This window comes from Bacillus xiapuensis, assembly GCF_002797355.1.
In the GTDB taxonomy this organism is placed as follows: domain Bacteria; phylum Bacillota; class Bacilli; order Bacillales; family Domibacillaceae; genus Bacillus_CE; species Bacillus_CE xiapuensis.
This window is the reverse complement of the sequence record NZ_KZ454939.1, coordinates 111,127-129,165: the sequence shown is the minus strand read 5'-3', so window position 1 is coordinate 129,165 and position 18,039 is coordinate 111,127. Positions and strand designations below refer to the sequence as shown.

Here is an 18,039-nt window from a genome sequence, read left to right as displayed (position 1 = left end):
TTTAAATTTACTGAACTTTCTTGTCAATTATTATTAAGATTTTTATATATTTTTACTTTTCTTAATTTTAAAAGCTAGTAATCCCTCATTCCCGACATCAGCAGCAATTATGTCCAAATAAAAAGCGTGAATCCATCACGGCTGACGGATTCACGCTTATTCTTTAGAATATCCTTACTTCTTTTGTAATAGATCGGTTAATACAGGAACAATCTGCTTTTTGCGGGAGACAACGCCTTCAAGCAGCGCTGTTCGGTCCTTCAATTCTACCTTAAAGGCTTGTTCAACAACAGCCGCTTCACGGCCGGCCGCCACAGCAACAGAATCGCTGTTCAAGATATCTGTGACAACAAACAGGAACAAGTCAAGCTCTTTCTCCTCTATTACACGGTTCATCGCCGCTTCAATTTCCGTTTGCCGAGCAAGCACTTCCGCCGTATCGACCGCATTTACTTGAGCAATCTCTACTTTGCGGCTTCCCATCGGGAACACCTTCGCATCAAGAGAAATCAGTTCCTCTGCCGATTTGCCGCTAAGATCGGCGCCGGCTTTCAGCATCTCCAAACCGTAATCTTCCGCTTGTACACCTGCAATCTCTGCCAGTTCGCGGGCAGCAGCGATATCCTCCTCCGTGCAAGTTGGAGATTTAAACAATAATGAATCAGAGATAATCGCCGACAGCATTAATCCCGCTATGTTTTTCGGAACCGCTATCCCATTTTCTTTATACATTTTATTTAAAATGGTTGCCGTGCAGCCAACAGGCTCTGCCCGATAATATAAAGGATCGCTCGTTTCAAAATTAGCAATGCGATGGTGGTCGATGACTTCCAAAATACGGACATCTTGAATGTCATCCACACTTTGCTGACGCTCGTTATGGTCAACCAAAATCACCTTATCCGCTTCTGGAGCCGCTTTTTCAATCAGGCGCGGAGCCTCCGCTTGGAATTGCTTTAATGCATATTCCGTTTCACTATTAATATGGCCAAGACGCACAGGCTCTGCATGAACTCCCAATTCCTTTTTCAAAGCCGCATAAGCAATGGCTGAACAAATCGAATCCGTATCAGGGTTCTTGTGACCGAAAATAAGTACTTTTTCCATTCCTCTTCTCCTCTTCATCTGATATTAATAGCAGTGGCTCCTCATAGACGAGCCATCATTCGGGTCTAGGTTTATTTTATCGCAAATCCGTTTCGTTTTCCTCATTTTGTTTTCATTTAATATAATGTGGACCTTCACACGGCGAGGGTTTTCCTTCATCCTCCGCTGTTGAAAAAGAAGACAAAGACTATGACCCCAACGTCCTGTTGCAGCATCTTTGTCACTTGCATCGTATCGTGCCGGGATTCCCTGCTGGAACTATACTTCCCCACTTCATTCCTGAAGGCGGGATTAAATTAATGAGTGGATGACGAATCAAACGCCGCCCATCATTCCTATTTTCCCATTAGACCCTTATAATGAAAGTAAATCTAAAAGGAGGAACAAATCATTGATTTATTTATTCATTTTGGCATCACTGACAGTTGTTTTATTGGTTCTATTAAAGCCGCAAAGGAGAAAGAGGAAGCTGAGGTTAAAGAAAATCCGCATTCCGCTGCTTCTTGATTATCAGCTTGATGAGGCAAAGCCGCTCATCGAGAAGCTAGAAAATTCTTTGCCGCCATCCTATATGGAAAAAGTAAAAGAGCGCGTGCTCACTCATCATCCCCATTGGACCGATCATGATTTTGAGTGGCGGTTGTTCGAATTAAAAAGGTACTTTATTTTATCTAAAATCGTAAAATCCGTGCCTATGTTTAGTGACGAAGTGGATGAAATTTGGCATGAAATGCTCATGTTTACAAAAGAATATGAGGCTTTTTCTAAAAAGTTTTACGGCAGCTTTCTGCACCACACTCCCACTGCAGAGGTGAAGCCGATTCCGTTTGAACGGGCGTTTTTTGATTGGATGTATTTGCAATTATTCCAGCCGTCCTCCAATAGCCGTTTATTATGGGGATCTTTCTTGAAGCATCCGCTCAAGAAAGAACTACTGGAGGAATTCATCAGTCAATCTCCTTCATCGCTAATTCAAAGATATTTTAGAAAAGATGACGAGGCAGCGAGCATTCAATACCAAATCATTGAACGGCTGAAAGCTGACTTAAAGCAGGCGGAGAGCTGGTACCGAAGTAGAGAGAGAAATTTTGCAGATAGAAGCAGCGCAACCGAAGATCACACACATCTATTAACAGCGATGGTATTCTTTTCTCTCTATATGCCTGAAAGTTACAGTGAAGAAATGGATGAATTAATTTCAGAGGAAGAAAATGCGAACGGAGGAGTGTCCGGCAGCTCCGGTTCCGGCTTTTCGTGCAGCAGCGATAACGATTCGTCCTGTTCTTCTGCCGGATGCTCCTCCTCGAGCTGCGGAGGCGGGTGCGGGAGCAGCTGAACTCATAGAAGAGGCCATTTGATCTGCCGATCAAACGAAATTTCTCAGCGCGTACTTCTCAACCTGATGAATATCCGGTTATTTTCCAGCCTGCTGGACATGCTATTCCTATATACCAACCACTAAAGGAGAGCATGTATGGATACTAAGCTATTTCGAGCTATACAATGTTTATCGGGCCGCTGCTTTCTCATTGATCAGCTGATGATTCTTCTTTCGAAAAAAGCCCGCCTGGCCTTTTTTTTCCTATTGCTTCTCAAATGGCTGCTCAGCGGGCCGAAAAGAAAGACCGTCTATTCTGCTCTTTTTTCTGCCGGAGCGGCTTTCATGCTGGATGCCGCCATCCGATGCTTTTATTTTAAGCCGCGGCCATTTATGAAGCATAAAGTAGGCATCTTAATGCCCGTCAAGGTGAATTCCTCCTTTCCGAGCAAACATACATTGCTGGCCTTCGCCGTATCAACGGCTGTATTTCTGCGTGATCAGGCATGGGGAAGGATCCTGTCATTCATCGCAGGAATCACAGGCCTTTCGCGCGTTTGGGTAGGGCATCATTATCCGTCTGATATCGTTTTCAGCGCGATGATCGGCACCGCTACTGGCTTTATCGTTCACCAAAGCTGCTCCTATCAGCATAACGAAGAGACGGATTCTTAAAGAAAATCCGTCTCTTTTGTTTTGTAAATCTTTTGTTATTTTTTTTTGATTCGACAAACTTTGGACAGCCCCCCCTATATAATGAGAAAAAAGGGGTGGGCATATGGCACAAATTCAAAGTAAAGAGACCGATAGACCAGCAAAGCGGCCAGCGTTAGGATTGTTCTTTTCTCTGCCTGTTTTGTCTTGGGCTTTGTATGACTTCGCGAATACGATCTTTTCTTCCAATATTATTACGATCTTTTTCCCCTTCTATCTTCAGGAGGCCGTGGGAGGAAATGAGCAAATGGATCAGATCGCCAGCACGCTGATTTCCTATGCCAACGCTACATCGAGCCTGCTGCTCGTTCTGTTTTCTCCGCTGTTTGGAGTGATGATTGACCAAACCGGACGGAAGAAGCGCTATATCATTCCCTTTACTTTCATCTGTGTCCTGTGCACAATCGGAATGGGTCTCTTAGCCCCCGCTTCCTTCCAGACCCGTCTGTTCGGCCTTCCGGCAGCCTTTGTGCTGGTCATTCTCTTATTTGTGATTGCAAAGTTTTTTTATCAATCAAGCTTAATTTTTTATGATGCGATGCTCTCGGATTTAGGTACAAAAGAAGAGATCCCTCTCTTGTCCGGATTTGGAGTCGCCGTGGGGTACATCGGCACACTAGTGGGTTTGGCTGTTTATCCGCTGATCGGTGACGGGAACTTTCACCGCGCTTTCATTCCTACAGCCATCTTGTTTCTGCTCTTTTCTTTGCCTTTAATGCTGACCGGGCGCGAAAGAAAGCTGCAACCCGCTGCCAAAAGATATTCCTTCTTCAGCGGATATAAAGAAATTTACGCCACATTTAAGGAAATGAAGCAGCATCAAGCCGTCTTTTTATTCATGATCGTCTATTTTTTCATTAACGATGCCATTGCCACAGCCATCGCCATGATGGCTGTGTATGCAAAAGCGATTGTCGGCTTCTCTTCCGGCGAGTTTATCTTGCTCTATCTAATATCGACGATAGCCAGCATTATCGGCTCCTTTATTTTCGGCTATGTGACGAAAACAGTCGGCGCCAAAAAAGCCGTGATGCTCGTGGGCCAGCTGTTGATCTTTGCTTTATTCATCGGCACGTTCGCTATAAACAGTGCGATGTTCTGGGTGACCGGCAGCTTGTTCGGTGTGGCTTTAGGTGCCGTTTGGGTCACTTCCAGAACCTTAATTATCGAGCTGACACCCGAACACAAACGGGGGCAATTTTTCGGACTCTTTGCCTTTTCCGGCAAAGTGTCGGCGATTGTCGGACCGCTCGTTTACGGAACGATCACGCTTCTTCTTGCTGATTACGGAGACATAGCCAGCCGGGCGGCTCTCGGATCCCTGATGATTTTAGTTGCTTGCGGTCTGCTTATTCACCGGCGAATTCCCGCATGAATGCCTTAAGCTTATCCATATCTTGATGAATCAGATCCAGCAGCGACCGATTATAAAAAATAGCCGCCGGATGAAAGGTTGGAAAGATTACATAGTCCTTTTCTGTCCAGGTAAAGGATGTTCCCTCGGGATCCTTCAAACAGCGAACGGGCTGCTTAATAAACCGGCCATGAACTTCGGAAACTTTTTTGTCCGGACCTGCTAATCTCCTGAGTCCAACATTGCCTAAAGTCACAATGATAGGCGCTTGGACATGCTTAATTTCATAGTCAAGCAGGGGAGCATGGGCGAGAATTTCTTTTGCTGTTGGCGGGCGGTTATACTTTCTTCTCACCATGTCGCCCGTTCTCGTCTTTTTCTCCCCCCATCTGTATGGCCGGCTTCTGACAGCGCTCGTAATATAGACTTCTTCCCTGGAAACGCCGGCCCTCTTCAAAAAATTCATCAGCTCCTTGCCCGCTCTTCCGCTGAAAGGGATGCCATTATGAATTTCTGTTTCGCCGGGGGCTTCGCCCACAAGCATCATTTTACACTGCTGTGGGCCTTCGCCGTACACGAATCCTTCCACTGGAAAAGGAGCTATGCGTTTTTTTCCTAGCTCTGCTAACCGCTTTGGTATTCGCATCTGCTCCTCCTCCTTAAGCTTTCCTTTAGTATGCTTTTCTCTCTCTGCGCACAAAACAAAGTATGCCCGCAATTAAGAACAGCAGCGCCGGAAGCCATCCGATTAAAAACGTTCCTAACCCTACAATAAGGGCGCTGGCAATCAGTAATCCTCCAGCCAGCTTAGGCTTGCGGTTCCGTCTTAATGCAAAAGCGGCGATCACACTTAGTACAGTGCTGAGTATAACAATGGCGACAAATCCCCAGCCAATCGCTTCCATTAGATTCACCATCTCACCGACATTAATACCGGACGCAGCAACTTGCGGATCCTCGGCCATTAAGTTCTCAAATTCTTGACGAGTCTTTTGATCATTCATCATAGAAGCAATAACGGCTCCAACACCGATTAAGATGATATTAATAATGATTCCAACGACATTTAAAATCATTTCGGCAGTTCGTTTCATTAGGTTTCCCCCTCTTATCTATTTTTTATTTGTTTACCCGCGAAATAGTGAGCTATGCCTATTTTTTAAACCACTTGATGAAATAGAACATTCTTACCCGTTGATTACCATGAATATCTGGAAATCACTTTCTGCTGAATGATCAAACGGACGCCTATTTCGAAGCGGGATGTTGCCCCATTACTCGATTCGTCAAGTGAGGCTAACCAGGTGGTTTGCTTTTGTTCTTTGGTCATAGTTTTTGTGCAGCATTGCCGATCTATTCTTAGATTGCTGAATTCCTGAATATATCACGATAAATCTCCCCACTAGCAATCCTCTGGCACCTGCTGAACGGCACCCTCCTTGAATGCTTACTCCGACTTTGAGAATAGCTTTGATGCTCATTTGCATCATGCACCCAGCTAATAAACGTGAACAATAATATCAGGCAGCAGCTTCTCCCTGATTAGGCTGATCAGATTGGTTCGACGTGAGCAAAGAATTGGAAAACCACGCAACTGCCCCTAATACAAGCACTGCTACAATCACACCAATAATAATTTTGCCTTGGCTGCTCAACCTTTACGCTCCTTTCTTCATATATTTGTGTACTATTTTATCTTACTGAACAAAATTGTTGAATTGTTTGCCTTCAAAAGAAATAGACAGCCCCTTTTTTAAAAAAAGGACTGCCTATTTAAAAGATTTCTATCGGGAAACCCGGCGCTCCAGCTGAATTTAAACGACCTTCGAATCCGGCAGCGTTGGCTGCCCTTTAGAACGTGAGAAGAATTGCTGAGCGAAGACAATAGCCAGCAGAGCAAAGCCAATGATATCCGTCCATAAGCCTGGAATAATTAACGTAATCGACCCCGCAAGACTGAGAGCGGCAAGCGGAAGCGGCACGCCGGTGATAAAATATCTTTCCACCGCCACACTTAATCCAAGTATGCCAATGACGGCCGTAATGGTAACCCAAACGACCTGCCATGGACTGGCGACATCCTGCATAAGCAGGACAGGAGAGAAAACAAAGATATATGGAATGATAAAGCCTGACAATGCCAATCTTAACGCTTCAAATCCTGTTTTATTAGGACTGGCTCCTGCTATCCCCGCTCCGGCAAAGGCTGCTAATGCGACAGGAGGTGTCACGTTAGCTAGAATGCCGAAATAAAAAACAAACATATGCGTAACAAACGGCGCCACACCAAGCTCCAGCAAAGCGGGAGCCGCCATCGTTGCTGTAATAATATACGTAGGGATTGACGGCAGACCCATTCCCATAATAATGCAAGCGATCATCGTGAAGAACAGCGTCAGCAGCATTTCCCCCTGTCCAAGTACGAGAATGGACTGAGTCAGCTTTGGACCAAGGCCTGTCAATGTGCTAACTCCGACAATCAAACCGACCATGGCACAGGACATGGCGACGCCAAGAGCTGCGCGAACCCCTTCCTCCATCGCCGCCAGAATCTCCTTAATTCCCATCCGGGTGTCTTTATTGAACCAGCTGACGACGACGGAAAGAACAATCGCATAAAAAGCAGCGTAAAGCGGCGTTTTCCCAGCCATTAACAACCCGATTAACACAATGATCGGAATTAATAAGTGTCCGCCGCTTTTCAGCACTTGCCGCATGTTTGGCAGTTCTTCTTTCGACATCCCTTGAAGCCCTAATTTCTTCGCTCGGAAATGAACGATTAAAATAATGCCGAGGTAGTAAAGAAAAGCTGGCAGAATGGCGGCCAGCGCAATTTGACTGTAAGGCATCCCCAACGTTTCAGCCATAATGAACGCTGTTGCCCCCATAACCGGCGGAATAATTTGACCGCCGACAGAAGCTGTCGCCTCTACAGCGCCCGCAAACTCCGGCTTATAGCCGACTCGTTTCATCAGCGGGATCGTAAAAGCACCGGTCGTTACAACATTGGCCAAGGCGCTCCCATTAATAGAGCCTAGAAGACCGCTGGAAATGACGGATACTTTCGCCGGCCCTCCGGATGTATGCCCGGCTACACTGAGAGAAATATCGGTAAAGAATTTTCCCATTCCCGATTTATTCAGGAACGCTCCAAAAAGGATAAAGAGAATGATGTAAGATGCCGATACTGAAATGGCAATCCCGTAGATTCCCTCTGTTGACAAATACATATAAGTAACGATATCTTCCAAATCTTTGCCAGAATGCCTTAATAAATCCGGAAATAAATGACCGAAGAAAGCGTAAATAAGGAACAAAACAGACAAAATCGTCAGCGCGTTCCCGGCAACCCGGCGGCCTCCTTCTATAACGACCAGAATTGTCAAGAGACCAAAAGCAATATCCGTACCGCTAGGCATGTAAATCGACATTCTTTCAGCTATCCCTTGATAATCCAAAATCATATAGCCCCCTGTAGAAAGGGCAGCCAGCCCCCACAGCATATCAGCTATAGTCACTTTATTCGACTTTTTATTATAAAAAGCAGGATATAAAATAAATACAAGCGCCGCGATGACCGCCGTATGCAAAGAACGGTGACGCAGGGCATCGAGCGGACCAAAATAGGCGGTGTATAAATGATAGCCGGCCAAGCCGACACTTAAAATAAATACAGCCCACCGCCAAAATCCTTGATCGATATGGCGAAAACGTGATTCACTATCATATTTTTTTAGAATTTCCTCTTCCTGTCCGGTTTTCTGCAAATTGTCCATCTTCTCATCCCCTTTCTATTCAATAAGCCCTTTTTCTTTATAATATTTCTCCGCTCCCGGATGAAGCGGCAGCGGCAGTTTGTCCGCTGCTTTTTCCAGCTTGATTTGCTTAGCTGAACTATGGGCATTGCGCAGATCCTCTATATGTTCGAACATGATTTTCGTTAACAGATACACTTCCGCTTCTGGAACTTCTTTATGGGTAATCAGCAAATTGCTGACCCTAACCGTTTCCCGTTCTTCTTTAACTCCCTTGTAGGTGTTGGCTGGAATCTCCCCTACTTCAAAGGAGGGATATTTGTGCTGCAGCTTCCTCGTGAGCTCTTCGGGTATCGAAATGATTTCCACATCATCCATTGCGGCCAGTTCCATAATGCCAGAATTCGGATAACCAGAAGATAAAAAGGCAACATCTGTCGTACCGTTCTTGATTCCTTCAATTCCTTCTGAAAAGGACAGGAAATCAGCGTTGATATCTTCGTAGGAGATCCCAACTTCCTGCAATATGCGCTTAGCCATAATTTCTGTTCCGCTTCCAAGCGCGCCCACCGCTACATCCTTTCCTTTCAAGTCCTTTAATGTGCGTATATTCGCTTTTTTCAGAGCAACGATTTGCATGTAGTTTGGATACAGGGAAGCGATGGCTCTTACATTAGACAGCGCTCCAGATTTAACAAAATTTCCTGCTCCGTTGTAAGCATCAGCGACCGTATCGGCCATTGCAAAGCCAATTTCCGCTTTATGGCGTGAAAGCTTCGCCGTGTTTTCCGCAGAGGCGCCCGTCGTTTGAGCACTTGCCTGTGCGCCAAGCTTCTCCCCATACAGCTTGGCCAGCGCATTCCCCAGCTGAAAGTAAATGCCTGATGTCCCGCCTGTTAATATTGTGACCGGCTGATCGGCCAGTTCACCCGCAGCTTCCCCTCTCATATTGGTAACGCTTTCACTTTTGTCGCCAGTCGCCGCCGAGTTCCCGCATGCAGCGGCAAAAACAAGCAATGCAGATAACATAAAGGAAAATCCTGTGTATTTTTTCAATTTTCCCACCCCTGATTGTTCTAATAATGATCATCTACATATTAAATATGCAATTATCGTACCATTTATAAAATTCTGATAAATTATATTTTAATTCAGGGGGAAAGACCTGTGAAACGCTCTAAATGACACTTTTTTCTCAAGGAAATCCTGCTATCCAATACTTAATCCCGCAGAGCGCTCCGCTATGATCCATCTATAAACGGCAAAAACTGCCGGTCAGGGGCGGCAAAAAATTCCTGACCGGCAGTTTATCCCGCATATAAGATGCTGCGGCACCTAAAGGCCTGCACGAGGCAGGCGCTTCTGTTCGACAGCGAGGGAGGAAAGAAACCTGCTATGAAAGGTTCACTTTATTCTGTCTCCTCACGCTCTTGACGGTAAATCTGCAATTTATTGCGGAGATTTCGTTCACTAATTCCCAGAGTGTGCGCTGTCTGCCGACGATTACCTCCGCAATGCGCCAGCACCGCTTGAATAATGATCTTCTCTGCTTTTTTCATTGTGGTATTCATCGGGACCGCAATAACTTCTTCCTGGTTCGTCTCTTTAAAACGGAACGGCTGGCGTTTATTTTCTCCTTGGACGCTCACAGGCAAGTCCTCCGGAACAATGATGTGCTCTTTTGCCATCGCTACCGCATATTCAAGAATATTAGCCAGTTGTCTAATATTTCCCGGATAATCATAAGAAAGCAGCTTATCATAAGCTTCTTGCGACAGGGCTGGGAGAGGGCGCTGCATTTCTTCGGCACACTTTTTCAAGAAGTGCTGTATCAATAAAGGGATGTCCTCTTTGCGCTCATGCAACCGCGGCAGTTTAACCGGGATTACATTCAGCCGAAAATATAAGTCTTCACGAAAAAGGCCTTCCTCCACCATTTTTGGCAAATCGCGATTGGTCGCGCTGATAATGCGAATATCCACTTTCCTTGCCTTAGCGGCACCGAGCGGAGTGACCTCCTTTTCCTGAAACACACGCAGCAGCTTAGCCTGCAGGGCTTGCGGCATTTCACCGATTTCATCCAAAAATAGCGTGCCGCCATGCGCCGCCGCCACCTTCCCAATCTGACTGCGGACAGCACCTGTAAAGGCTCCTTTCTCGTAGCCGAATAATTCACTTTCAAGCAATGCTTCTGGAATCGCCGCGCAATTTACAGAGATAAACGGCCCATCCTTTCTCTTGCCTTGACGGTGAATCGCTCTGGCCACCAATTCCTTTCCTGTCCCGCTTTCACCGTAAATAAGCACACTTGAATCGATGTCTTTTACCCGCTCAATGAAAGAAAAGATGTTTCTCATAGCCGGACTTTCCCCAATCATCTGATCGTATCCTTGCATTTTCTCAATCGTTCGGCTTAACTCACGGATTTGATTATGAAGAGCTTGATGCTCTAGTGCTTTCTCCAGCAATACTTCCAATTCTTCAATATCGAGCGGCTTCGTAATATAATGATACGCTCCCCGCTTCATCGCTTCGACTGAGGATTCAATTGTGCCGTATGCTGTCATCATGATCACTTGCGCCGCCGGCTGAATTTTTTTCACTTCCAGCAGCACGTCTAATCCGTCCGCTGTTCCGAGCCGCCAATCCAACAGGACGATCTCAGCTGGCCGCAGGCGCAAATGGTCATACGCCTTTTGCACATCCGTACAAACCGTGACGCTGTATTGATGTTCAAGAGCAAAACGCAGGGAAGAACCAATAGCCGGTTCGTCATCAAGGATCAATATAGCTGGCTTCATCTTACATTACTCCTTCTTTATCTGCGGGCAGCATCAAAGTAAATATTGTTCCGCAGCCTTTTTGCGATTCAATATTCATCTCTCCATTATTCTCTTTCATCCATTGATAACATAGAGTCAGTCCCAACCCTACCCCATGGCTTTTTGTCGTATAAAACGGCTCCAGAATCTGGGGTATTTCTGCATTATCCATACCGCAGCCTGTGTCTGTCACTTGGATCACTCCCTGCTTTCCTTGCCTTTTAGCTTGAATAGACAGAACCTTCTCCCGGCTTGCTTCCATGGCGTCCAAAGCGTTTAGCATCAAATTCAGCATCACCTGCTTTAATTGATCGGGATCGCTGTATAGCTTCATTCCCTGTTCTATTTCCGTTATCAGATGAACACCTTGCTTTCTAAGTGTCGGCTGAATAATGGCTTCGAGCGACTGGATAAAAGGCTGAACATCAAACAGTTTCTTTCTTGGGGATTTCGGGCGCGCATAATCCAATAAATGCTCTACAATCCGGTTCATCCGGTAAAGGGCTTCGGGAACATGCTTGAGCAATTCTTCCCGAAAAGCAGGATCCTCATATTTGCGAGGCAGGAGGTCCACAAACACTTTCATCGAGGTCAATGGATTGCGGATTTCATGGGCTACGCCGGCAACGAGCTGGCCAAGCGCCCGCATTTTCTCCTGAGTTGCCAGCTTTTCTTCCAGCATTTTTGCTTCTGAACGATCGGCCAGCGTGAGTAAATAGCCATTTTTTTGCCCTTTCTCTTTATCAAGAGGAATAAGCCGGAATAAGATGAGACGATTTTGTCCATTTTGCTTTATTTCTATTTCCTTTGAAAACAGCTGTCTGTTATCATTTGCTTGCTCCTCATACAAGTGATAAATACGGCGGATGAGCGGATGCTGTGTGATCGTCGTCACGGCTTTGGCCTCCTCCTCCGTTAAACCAAGCATTTCCTTCGCGCGCTCATTCAAGCTCGTTAACTGAAGCGCTTCATTGAACGTCACAATCCCGTAATACATATGATTGATAATTTGCGTTTTGAAAGCGTTTGCTTCAGAAACAGCGCGCCGCTGCACTTCAAGCTTTTCATTCGCCTCTGCCAGCGCCGATGTGCGCCTGTGGACTTCTTTCTTCAAGCGCTTATTCCATAAATAAGCAAGGATTAAAAACGAAGAGGACAGACCGCTGATGACTAGAAGAAAGAGGACCCAATTTTTTAATTCTTCAAGCCTCTTATCGGGGGCAGGCGAGAACCATTTCTCATATAGGGTCTGATACCTCCCATTGGTCTTCATGCGTTCCAGCGATCGGTTCACTAGGGAAAGAAACTCCCTATTCTCCGGCTTTACCGCCGCCGCAAACTCTGCCGGCAGTCCCAGATGGTCTAAAATAACATAGTCCTCTTCTTTGCCTGCCTGCTTTAAATAATATTCAGCTGTCCACTTATTCGAGAAGAAAGCGTCCGCCCGCTCCATAAACAGAAATTGCAGAGCCTCTGACTGATTAAGCGCCAGCTGGAATTCGGAGCGCCGGACATTTGACAGCACGTCCATGGCAACGGAATCCTCCTGCATAGCGATGGTTTTTCCGCTTAAATCCGCCAAGCTCTTCACCTCATTTGTCCTGCTTTTCGGGATCACAATAGCATCTTCCATCGGGAAATAAGGCTCAGAGAAAACGAAACGCTTGCTCTGCTCTGCTGAATATTTCATCCCTATAATCGCATCTACCTTCCCCTCTTGAAGCGCGCGGGTGGCCTGGTACAGCTCCATCGGAATATATTCAAACGCTATTCCCTCTTCAGCCGCTATATATTCAAACAGCTCCACACTAAATCCAGTGAATTCACCGTCTGAGTCCACATAGGAAAAAGGGGCAAACTGCTTTTCACCGGCCAGTCGGTACACTTTTTTCACTGGGCGCTCCTTAGCGAGCCGGGAATGACCTACAATGTCAGCGGAAACAGAGATGGGCGCATTGAATGCAAGCAGAAAGAAACAAATGATGAAACAAATGAAGCCGGCCCGCCTGTTCATCGAGACTTCCCCTTTCCTTTTTGTGAATATTGCTATTATTGTAACATAATCACAATGAAAGTGGCGCCATAGCTGAGTTTAACGAATAAAGGCCTCAGCTTTTCTGGATAGAGCATCTTCAAGCCAGCGAGGATGCATAGGAAGCAAATCAGCAGGCAATTGATCGATATGGACAAATTGCACATCGAGAGATTCGTCCGAGTGGCAGCAAAGCTCCCCGCCAATCACCTCCGCTAAAAAGCACGTCGTGATGAAATGAACTTTTCGTCCATTTGGATAATGAAAAATTTGCGAAGCGGGTTCTGAATATACACCGATTAATTTTTTAATCCGAATGTGCAAGTTAGTCTCTTCTTGAATTTCCCGCACAGCGGCTTCCGCTACCGTTTCCCCGGGCTCTACATGTCCTGACGGCAATCCCCAAAGACCCACATCCGCCCGTTTCTGCAGCAGCACCCGCTGACTCTTATCGAAAACGACAACCGCAACTCCCGGATACACTTCAAGATCATGATTCATGTTCATTCCTCCTCTAAAAAATAAAAAAAGATCCGGGAGAAAGGATTCAGCGCATGCAAAAACACTGAACCTTTCCCCTCGGACCTTTTATGTCAATAGGTGCCTCCTGCTGCTATAACAGGAGAGACAGCCCTCGGTCACAGACCTTCTCGTGAAGAAGCGGAACCCTAGCTGCAATTTTCCGGTTCAGCCTAATTATAAGTATGCGTGCCAGAAAAAGCAACCACCTATCGAATCGCCGCCTTCTATTCCTGACAAACAATGTGTACCCATGGAGGATACCGGGAGATACCCGAATTCAGAATAGCGAAGAAATTTGAGCGGGAGATCACGTTCCTCAAGTGCCCGATTGCAATGCAAATGATACAGGCATTACAGCGAGATATGAACAAATCTCTACAATTGCACGGTATATTTTATAACCAAAGCCAGGGGGAGACACTTTGAAAGTCTAATAGCTTTTTGTTGATAAAGAATCCGCTGTTCTATGATAACTTCCAATCTATGGACAGGAATCCAAAAAAATATCCATATGGTAATTTAAAGGAAAAATGATATGATTAGGGTGATATTTAGGGAGGTAGATATATTTTGCGAGCAGCTAAAAATAGAAAGAGGCGGCGGTTGCATAAAAAAAGAGTGACCTTTGCATTGATCGGCTTGCTTTCTTTTATTATAGTGATTACTTTAAGCATTCAGATGCTAACGGGCCGGGCAGACCAAGCTCCATCTGCTTCTCAGAAGGAACAGTCAGAGCCGGCCGCTTCTACACCGAAGAAGGCAGATCTGGGGATTGATATAGTGTTTGCCGGAGACACGATGTTTGATTGGGGACTGGAACCGATCCTGCAGAAAAAAGGCTATGATTATCCGTTTACCCATGTGAAAGACAAGGTGAAGCAAGCGGATTATTCCTTTATTAATGCAGAAACTGTTTTCACAGAAAATCCTGACTTTAAAGATCCTGACCAGCTGTTTTGGATCAACTCCGATGTGAAAGGTCTGCAGGCCATTGAAAATGCTGGTTTTCAAATGATTAACATCGGCAATAATCACACGATGGATTATATGCAGCCCGGATTATTAGATACCCTCAAGAATATCAAGCAGACGGACATGGAGTATATAGGTGCCGGAGCCAATAAGACGGAAGCCTATCAATCTAAAGAGGTCAATATTAAGGGAAAAACATTTCGCTTTTTCTCTTTTGTCCGCTTCTTTCCAAAATTTGAATGGGTAGCCACAGAGGATAAACCGGGAGTTCCAAATGGTTATGATTTAGATCTGGTCAAACAAACCATTCAAGAGCAAAAAGGCGATGCGGATTATGTGATTGTATATTTTCATTGGGGAAAAGAAAAAAGAAACACCCCTGTGGAATATCAGAAAGAGTATGTGAAAGAGTTAAAGGAATTAGGCGTTGACCTTATCGTCGGCTCTCATCCTCATTGGCTGCAAGGCTTTGAATATTATGAAGGCATGCCGGTAGCCTATTCATTAGGAAATTTCCTGTTCCCTCCGTATGTAAAAGGAAGAACAGCGGAAACCGGGCTGTTAACAGCGACATTTAAGGGCGACAAAGTGCAGTTATCCTTTGATCCTTATATGATCGATAACGGGATTATTGTTCCTGCTAAAGGAAACCAAAGGAAGCAGCTCCTTGATTATCTGGAATCCATCTCTTTCGGAGTGACCATTGATGAAGAAGGAAATATTAAATAAATTCCTCTTTAGATTAGGAGAAAACAAAGCAAAACGAAGCAGCCTCATAATTGGGGGCTGCTTCGTTTTCTGTTGAAGTGAGCTTTAGACAGAAGCTCAATGATAAATCTGTGAATTATAAATAATCACCCTGACTTTTATGACTCCATACTTCCACCTTCGGATTGCTCACTTTCATCTCTAATGTATTCTTCCAGTCATTCACCTCTGAGCCGGTCGCCGGTATGGACTGCAGGCTTTTGATCATCCATTTCTTCTTCTTTGGATCATAGACTAGCGTATAGCTGCCGATCGTTTTAGTCGGCTCCTCATGGAACTCTTTAATGCCTTTGATTTTGACTTTGTTTTGAAAATGAACAAACGCATCCACTTCCGCCATCCACCGGCCGTCAAAATAATGAATGTCCAGCTTATCCATATTAGCCACTGCGCCTAAATATTGCGTATGAATTTCCTCCAGATAACTTTTCGTCTCCTCAAATAGCTGGCGGTCTCTTTCCATGGCTGGATCATTTTTAATTTCATCTGCTGCATTCGTAAGCTTCGCCATATCGAATCCCGATGCTTGAAACGAGGAAAGATCGCGGTTAAAAATGTCCACAGCGGATAATATATCTTCACGGACCTTCTTGTCTTCTCTTGCTAGCTTGACACTGTCCGCAATCAAGCTTACCTCTTGGCTTCCCCAAGCATCCAGCTTTTCTTTATCCATAAAAGTCCCCAGCTGATTGCTCACTTTCATCCTCATCTCATACAGCCCTGGAAGTATGGGGCCAAATAGCTGCCCATCTTGCTTATACAGCGGTTTCTTTAGCTGACCACTAGAGAGGGCTAAATCATCCTCTTCGCCCAGTCCGGAAACTTTCACCGAGACCGTTTTCACCCCCAATTTATAATCCGGAAACAGCCCCCATTTTTTCCCTTCATTGACTAAATGGATTTGCTGGCCATTAGCCGAATAATCATTTTCTGCTATTTGCTCCTGCATTCCCTCTTTAATTGCCTCAAAGCTTCCGTTATTCTCTTTTAAATAATGGATCATTGCCATAACGGCCGGCTCACTGACATCCGCTTTCTTGTCATCAGGAAGCAGCACCCCCCGCAGAAGCGCAGGATCTTCTTTGGAAACGGCCTCTGTTAACCTTCCTATCACTTTTTCTGGCTTCGTTGCTTGTTGCAGCCATATTAGTGCACTAATGAGGGAAATCACAACAATTGCCGCCGCAGTGATCAACCATTTATGCGCTGTCATAGATGCCCCTCCTTAGTATTCCGATCCTTTCGCAAATACATTGACTAAATACTCACTGTTATAATCAGAGGTATCTACTGTCCACTTGCCATCCTTCTTCATCATTTTGATCTTTAGGGGTTCGCGGGCTTTATCCGCCTCTAAGCTGTTAATAATCGAATCGAATTTTGAAAAAGCATACTGTTCCGACTTCTCTGAATCGTATTCATTATTATCATTATATTCTTTTTTAAGATCCGATAGTTTGTCGCTCAAACTCTCCATGGAAAGCGCCGCATATTCTAATTGAACAACGGCTTTATCGTTGGCATTAGCTATGGCTTTCGGAGTGATTTCAGCTTTTTGATTAAGGGCGGACCGGTAGCTTTGATAATATTTCTCCGCATCTGCATCCGTTATATCTACGCTGAACGCATATCTTTCTATATGATCTTTAAACACTTCTTTAGCCTCTTCTGCTAAAGCAGCTTTATCCGCGGATATTAATTTTTCATAGTCACTGTTTTCTTTGCCAAGATAAATAGTGTCGATATAGGCGGCCAGCGCTTCAGCCGGCTCTTGCAGCTTTTCATAACTGTCTCGGTATTTCTTCGTATCGAGCATGAGCTTCACCTCTTCAGTTTCTTCGGCAGAATCCGCTAATAAGGGCTGCATACCTATTTCATATTTCTTATCTTTTTCTACCTCAAAAGCGGCTGTCAGCTCTTTGACTTTGCCTGCTCCAATCTCGCTGCTCGGCTGCATATCCAGATCCACATCACGTATATAAAGATCCGTGACAGGGTTCAGCTGTTCATCTCCATCGTATAATTTAATATTTCTGTGGACGGAAAGATTAATAGGAGATTTGGATTTATTTTTTACTTTTATATCAACAAGCAATACACCCTTTTGCTGATCCTCTGAAACTCCGTCATCTTTGCCTGTTAAAATGAATGAAGCGTCTTTTATTGAGGCTTCCATTACATTACTATCGGCTGAAGAAGCTTTTCCTTCCTTTTCTCCGCCGCAAGCTGTAAGTGCTGTCATAATAACAGCCACTATAGCTAACAAACTCCATTTCTTTGTCATAAAGCTTCCTCCCTTAACATTCTCTTTAACCTTTTACTGCGGTCCATTTCCCGCTCTCTTTTTCAATAATAAGGAATCGCTTCGAATAGAACAAGATGGAATGCGTGGTTATAATTTACTGTTTTGATTAGACAATTATTTCTAGCGACAGAAAAATCAAAACTTTTTTCTTATCTTCTTTAGCACTCTAAATTCCTTAAATTTACTGCGGTCATGGGCTTTTTTTAACAGTCATTTCTTCTGGCATCCCCACTTTATCCAAACCGTTTATATCCTCCTTATTCCTTTTCAATACTGGCAAAAGAAGCAGACCGCTCCGAAGAAGAAGACGGACTGCTTTTTTCTTTTTTTCCACTCATAGAGCTGCTTCTGGCCTTCGCGCACACTCGCC

General features: G+C 44.9%; 16 protein-coding genes. 4 read left to right on the top strand and 12 right to left on the bottom strand.

Annotated elements, in window-relative coordinates:
• Nucleotides 1-174: 174 nt before the first annotated feature.
• A complete protein-coding gene (locus CEF20_RS00625) occupies nt 175-1,107 on the bottom strand; it encodes a manganese-dependent inorganic pyrophosphatase (RefSeq protein WP_100330039.1) in 933 nt (310 codons plus the stop codon).
• Between the two features lie 391 nt (nt 1,108-1,498).
• Here CEF20_RS00625 and CEF20_RS00620 point away from each other — a divergent pair, with 391 nt between their 5' ends.
• The 3 genes from CEF20_RS00620 to CEF20_RS00610 all read left to right on the top strand — a co-directional run bounded on the left by CEF20_RS00620 (nt 1,499) and on the right by CEF20_RS00610 (nt 4,514).
• Entirely contained in the window at nt 1,499-2,443 is a 945-nt protein-coding gene (locus tag CEF20_RS00620; protein WP_100330038.1) for a glycine-rich domain-containing protein, read from the top strand.
• Nucleotides 2,444-2,581: 138 nt separating this feature from the next.
• Entirely contained in the window at nt 2,582-3,100 is a 519-nt protein-coding gene (locus CEF20_RS00615) for a phosphatase PAP2 family protein (protein ID WP_100330037.1), read from the top strand.
• A 103-nt stretch (nt 3,101-3,203) separates the two neighbouring features.
• Nucleotides 3,204-4,514, top strand: coding sequence for an MFS transporter (locus tag CEF20_RS00610; protein ID WP_100330036.1), 1,311 nt, complete (start codon nt 3,204-3,206; stop codon nt 4,512-4,514).
• On the opposite strand, the gene CEF20_RS00605 is transcribed toward CEF20_RS00610, so the two are convergent.
• The 8 genes from CEF20_RS00605 to CEF20_RS00575 form a co-directional block, all read right to left on the bottom strand.
• Nucleotides 4,489-5,139 carry a uracil-DNA glycosylase gene (locus tag CEF20_RS00605; RefSeq protein ID WP_100330035.1) on the bottom strand — a complete coding sequence of 217 codons (651 nt, stop codon included), beginning with the start codon at nt 5,137-5,139 and terminating at the stop codon, nt 4,489-4,491. The two genes, CEF20_RS00610 and CEF20_RS00605, sit on opposite strands and share 26 nt — an antisense overlap.
• Nucleotides 5,140-5,164: 25 nt before the next feature.
• On the bottom strand, nt 5,165-5,587 hold the full coding sequence (locus CEF20_RS00600; protein WP_100330034.1) for a DUF4064 domain-containing protein: 423 nt from the start codon (nt 5,585-5,587) through the stop codon (nt 5,165-5,167).
• 426 nt (nt 5,588-6,013) lie between these two features.
• Nucleotides 6,014-6,148 (bottom strand): hypothetical protein, encoded by a 135-nt coding sequence (locus CEF20_RS17245; RefSeq protein ID WP_269799205.1) that lies wholly within the window; start codon nt 6,146-6,148, stop codon nt 6,014-6,016.
• Between the two features lie 159 nt (nt 6,149-6,307).
• Nucleotides 6,308-8,269, bottom strand: a complete 1,962-nt coding sequence (locus CEF20_RS00595; RefSeq protein ID WP_100330033.1) for a TRAP transporter permease — start codon at nt 8,267-8,269, stop codon at nt 6,308-6,310.
• A 15-nt stretch (nt 8,270-8,284) separates the two neighbouring features.
• A complete protein-coding gene (locus CEF20_RS00590; protein WP_100330032.1) occupies nt 8,285-9,304 on the bottom strand; it encodes a TAXI family TRAP transporter solute-binding subunit in 1,020 nt (339 codons plus the stop codon).
• Between the two features lie 353 nt (nt 9,305-9,657).
• A complete protein-coding gene (locus CEF20_RS00585; protein WP_100330031.1) occupies nt 9,658-11,049 on the bottom strand; it encodes a sigma-54-dependent transcriptional regulator in 1,392 nt (463 codons plus the stop codon).
• 1 nt (nt 11,050) lies between these two features.
• Nucleotides 11,051-13,084 (bottom strand): transporter substrate-binding domain-containing protein, encoded by a 2,034-nt coding sequence (locus CEF20_RS00580; RefSeq protein WP_100330030.1) that lies wholly within the window; start codon nt 13,082-13,084, stop codon nt 11,051-11,053.
• A 78-nt stretch (nt 13,085-13,162) separates the two neighbouring features.
• Nucleotides 13,163-13,603 (bottom strand): NUDIX domain-containing protein, encoded by a 441-nt coding sequence (locus CEF20_RS00575; RefSeq protein WP_100330029.1) that lies wholly within the window; start codon nt 13,601-13,603, stop codon nt 13,163-13,165.
• 699 nt (nt 13,604-14,302) lie between these two features.
• On the opposite strand from CEF20_RS00575, the gene CEF20_RS00570 reads away from it, so the two are divergent.
• The gene (locus CEF20_RS00570) at nt 14,303-15,325 is read left to right on the top strand and encodes a CapA family protein (RefSeq protein ID WP_100331950.1); all 1,023 of its coding nucleotides are present in this window, start codon (nt 14,303-14,305) and stop codon (nt 15,323-15,325) included.
• A gap of 115 nt (nt 15,326-15,440) precedes the next feature.
• On the opposite strand, the gene CEF20_RS00565 is transcribed toward CEF20_RS00570, so the two are convergent.
• The 3 genes from CEF20_RS00565 to CEF20_RS16445 all read right to left on the bottom strand — a co-directional run bounded on the left by CEF20_RS00565 (nt 15,441) and on the right by CEF20_RS16445 (nt 18,003).
• Nucleotides 15,441-16,577, bottom strand: coding sequence for a TcaA second domain-containing protein (locus CEF20_RS00565; protein WP_100330028.1), 1,137 nt, complete (start codon nt 16,575-16,577; stop codon nt 15,441-15,443).
• 12 nt (nt 16,578-16,589) lie between these two features.
• Nucleotides 16,590-17,648, bottom strand: a complete 1,059-nt coding sequence (locus CEF20_RS00560) for a DUF5105 domain-containing protein (protein WP_100330027.1) — start codon at nt 17,646-17,648, stop codon at nt 16,590-16,592.
• A 211-nt stretch (nt 17,649-17,859) separates the two neighbouring features.
• Nucleotides 17,860-18,003 carry a hypothetical protein gene (locus CEF20_RS16445; protein WP_157796162.1) on the bottom strand — a complete coding sequence of 48 codons (144 nt, stop codon included), beginning with the start codon at nt 18,001-18,003 and terminating at the stop codon, nt 17,860-17,862.
• Nucleotides 18,004-18,039 lie beyond the last annotated feature (36 nt).

What these genes read in the sequence shown, in the direction of transcription:
- CEF20_RS00605 (WP_100330035.1), bottom strand. Translation starts at nt 5,139, where the DNA reads ATGCGAATACCAAAGCGGTTAGCAGAGCTAGGAAAAAAACGCATAGCT.
- CEF20_RS00575 (WP_100330029.1), bottom strand. Translation starts at nt 13,603, where the DNA reads ATGAATCATGATCTTGAAGTGTATCCGGGAGTTGCGGTTGTCGTTTTC.
- CEF20_RS00565 (WP_100330028.1), bottom strand. Translation starts at nt 16,577, where the DNA reads ATGACAGCGCATAAATGGTTGATCACTGCGGCGGCAATTGTTGTGATT.
- CEF20_RS00600 (WP_100330034.1), bottom strand. Translation starts at nt 5,587, where the DNA reads ATGAAACGAACTGCCGAAATGATTTTAAATGTCGTTGGAATCATTATT.
- CEF20_RS00610 (WP_100330036.1), top strand. Translation starts at nt 3,204, where the DNA reads ATGGCACAAATTCAAAGTAAAGAGACCGATAGACCAGCAAAGCGGCCA.
- CEF20_RS00570 (WP_100331950.1), top strand. Translation starts at nt 14,303, where the DNA reads ATGCTAACGGGCCGGGCAGACCAAGCTCCATCTGCTTCTCAGAAGGAA.
- CEF20_RS00580 (WP_100330030.1), bottom strand. Translation starts at nt 13,084, where the DNA reads ATGAACAGGCGGGCCGGCTTCATTTGTTTCATCATTTGTTTCTTTCTG.
- CEF20_RS00595 (WP_100330033.1), bottom strand. Translation starts at nt 8,269, where the DNA reads ATGGACAATTTGCAGAAAACCGGACAGGAAGAGGAAATTCTAAAAAAA.
- CEF20_RS00615 (WP_100330037.1), top strand. Translation starts at nt 2,582, where the DNA reads ATGGATACTAAGCTATTTCGAGCTATACAATGTTTATCGGGCCGCTGC.
- CEF20_RS00560 (WP_100330027.1), bottom strand. Translation starts at nt 17,648, where the DNA reads ATGACAAAGAAATGGAGTTTGTTAGCTATAGTGGCTGTTATTATGACA.
- CEF20_RS00625 (WP_100330039.1), bottom strand. Translation starts at nt 1,107, where the DNA reads ATGGAAAAAGTACTTATTTTCGGTCACAAGAACCCTGATACGGATTCG.
- CEF20_RS00585 (WP_100330031.1), bottom strand. Translation starts at nt 11,049, where the DNA reads ATGAAGCCAGCTATATTGATCCTTGATGACGAACCGGCTATTGGTTCT.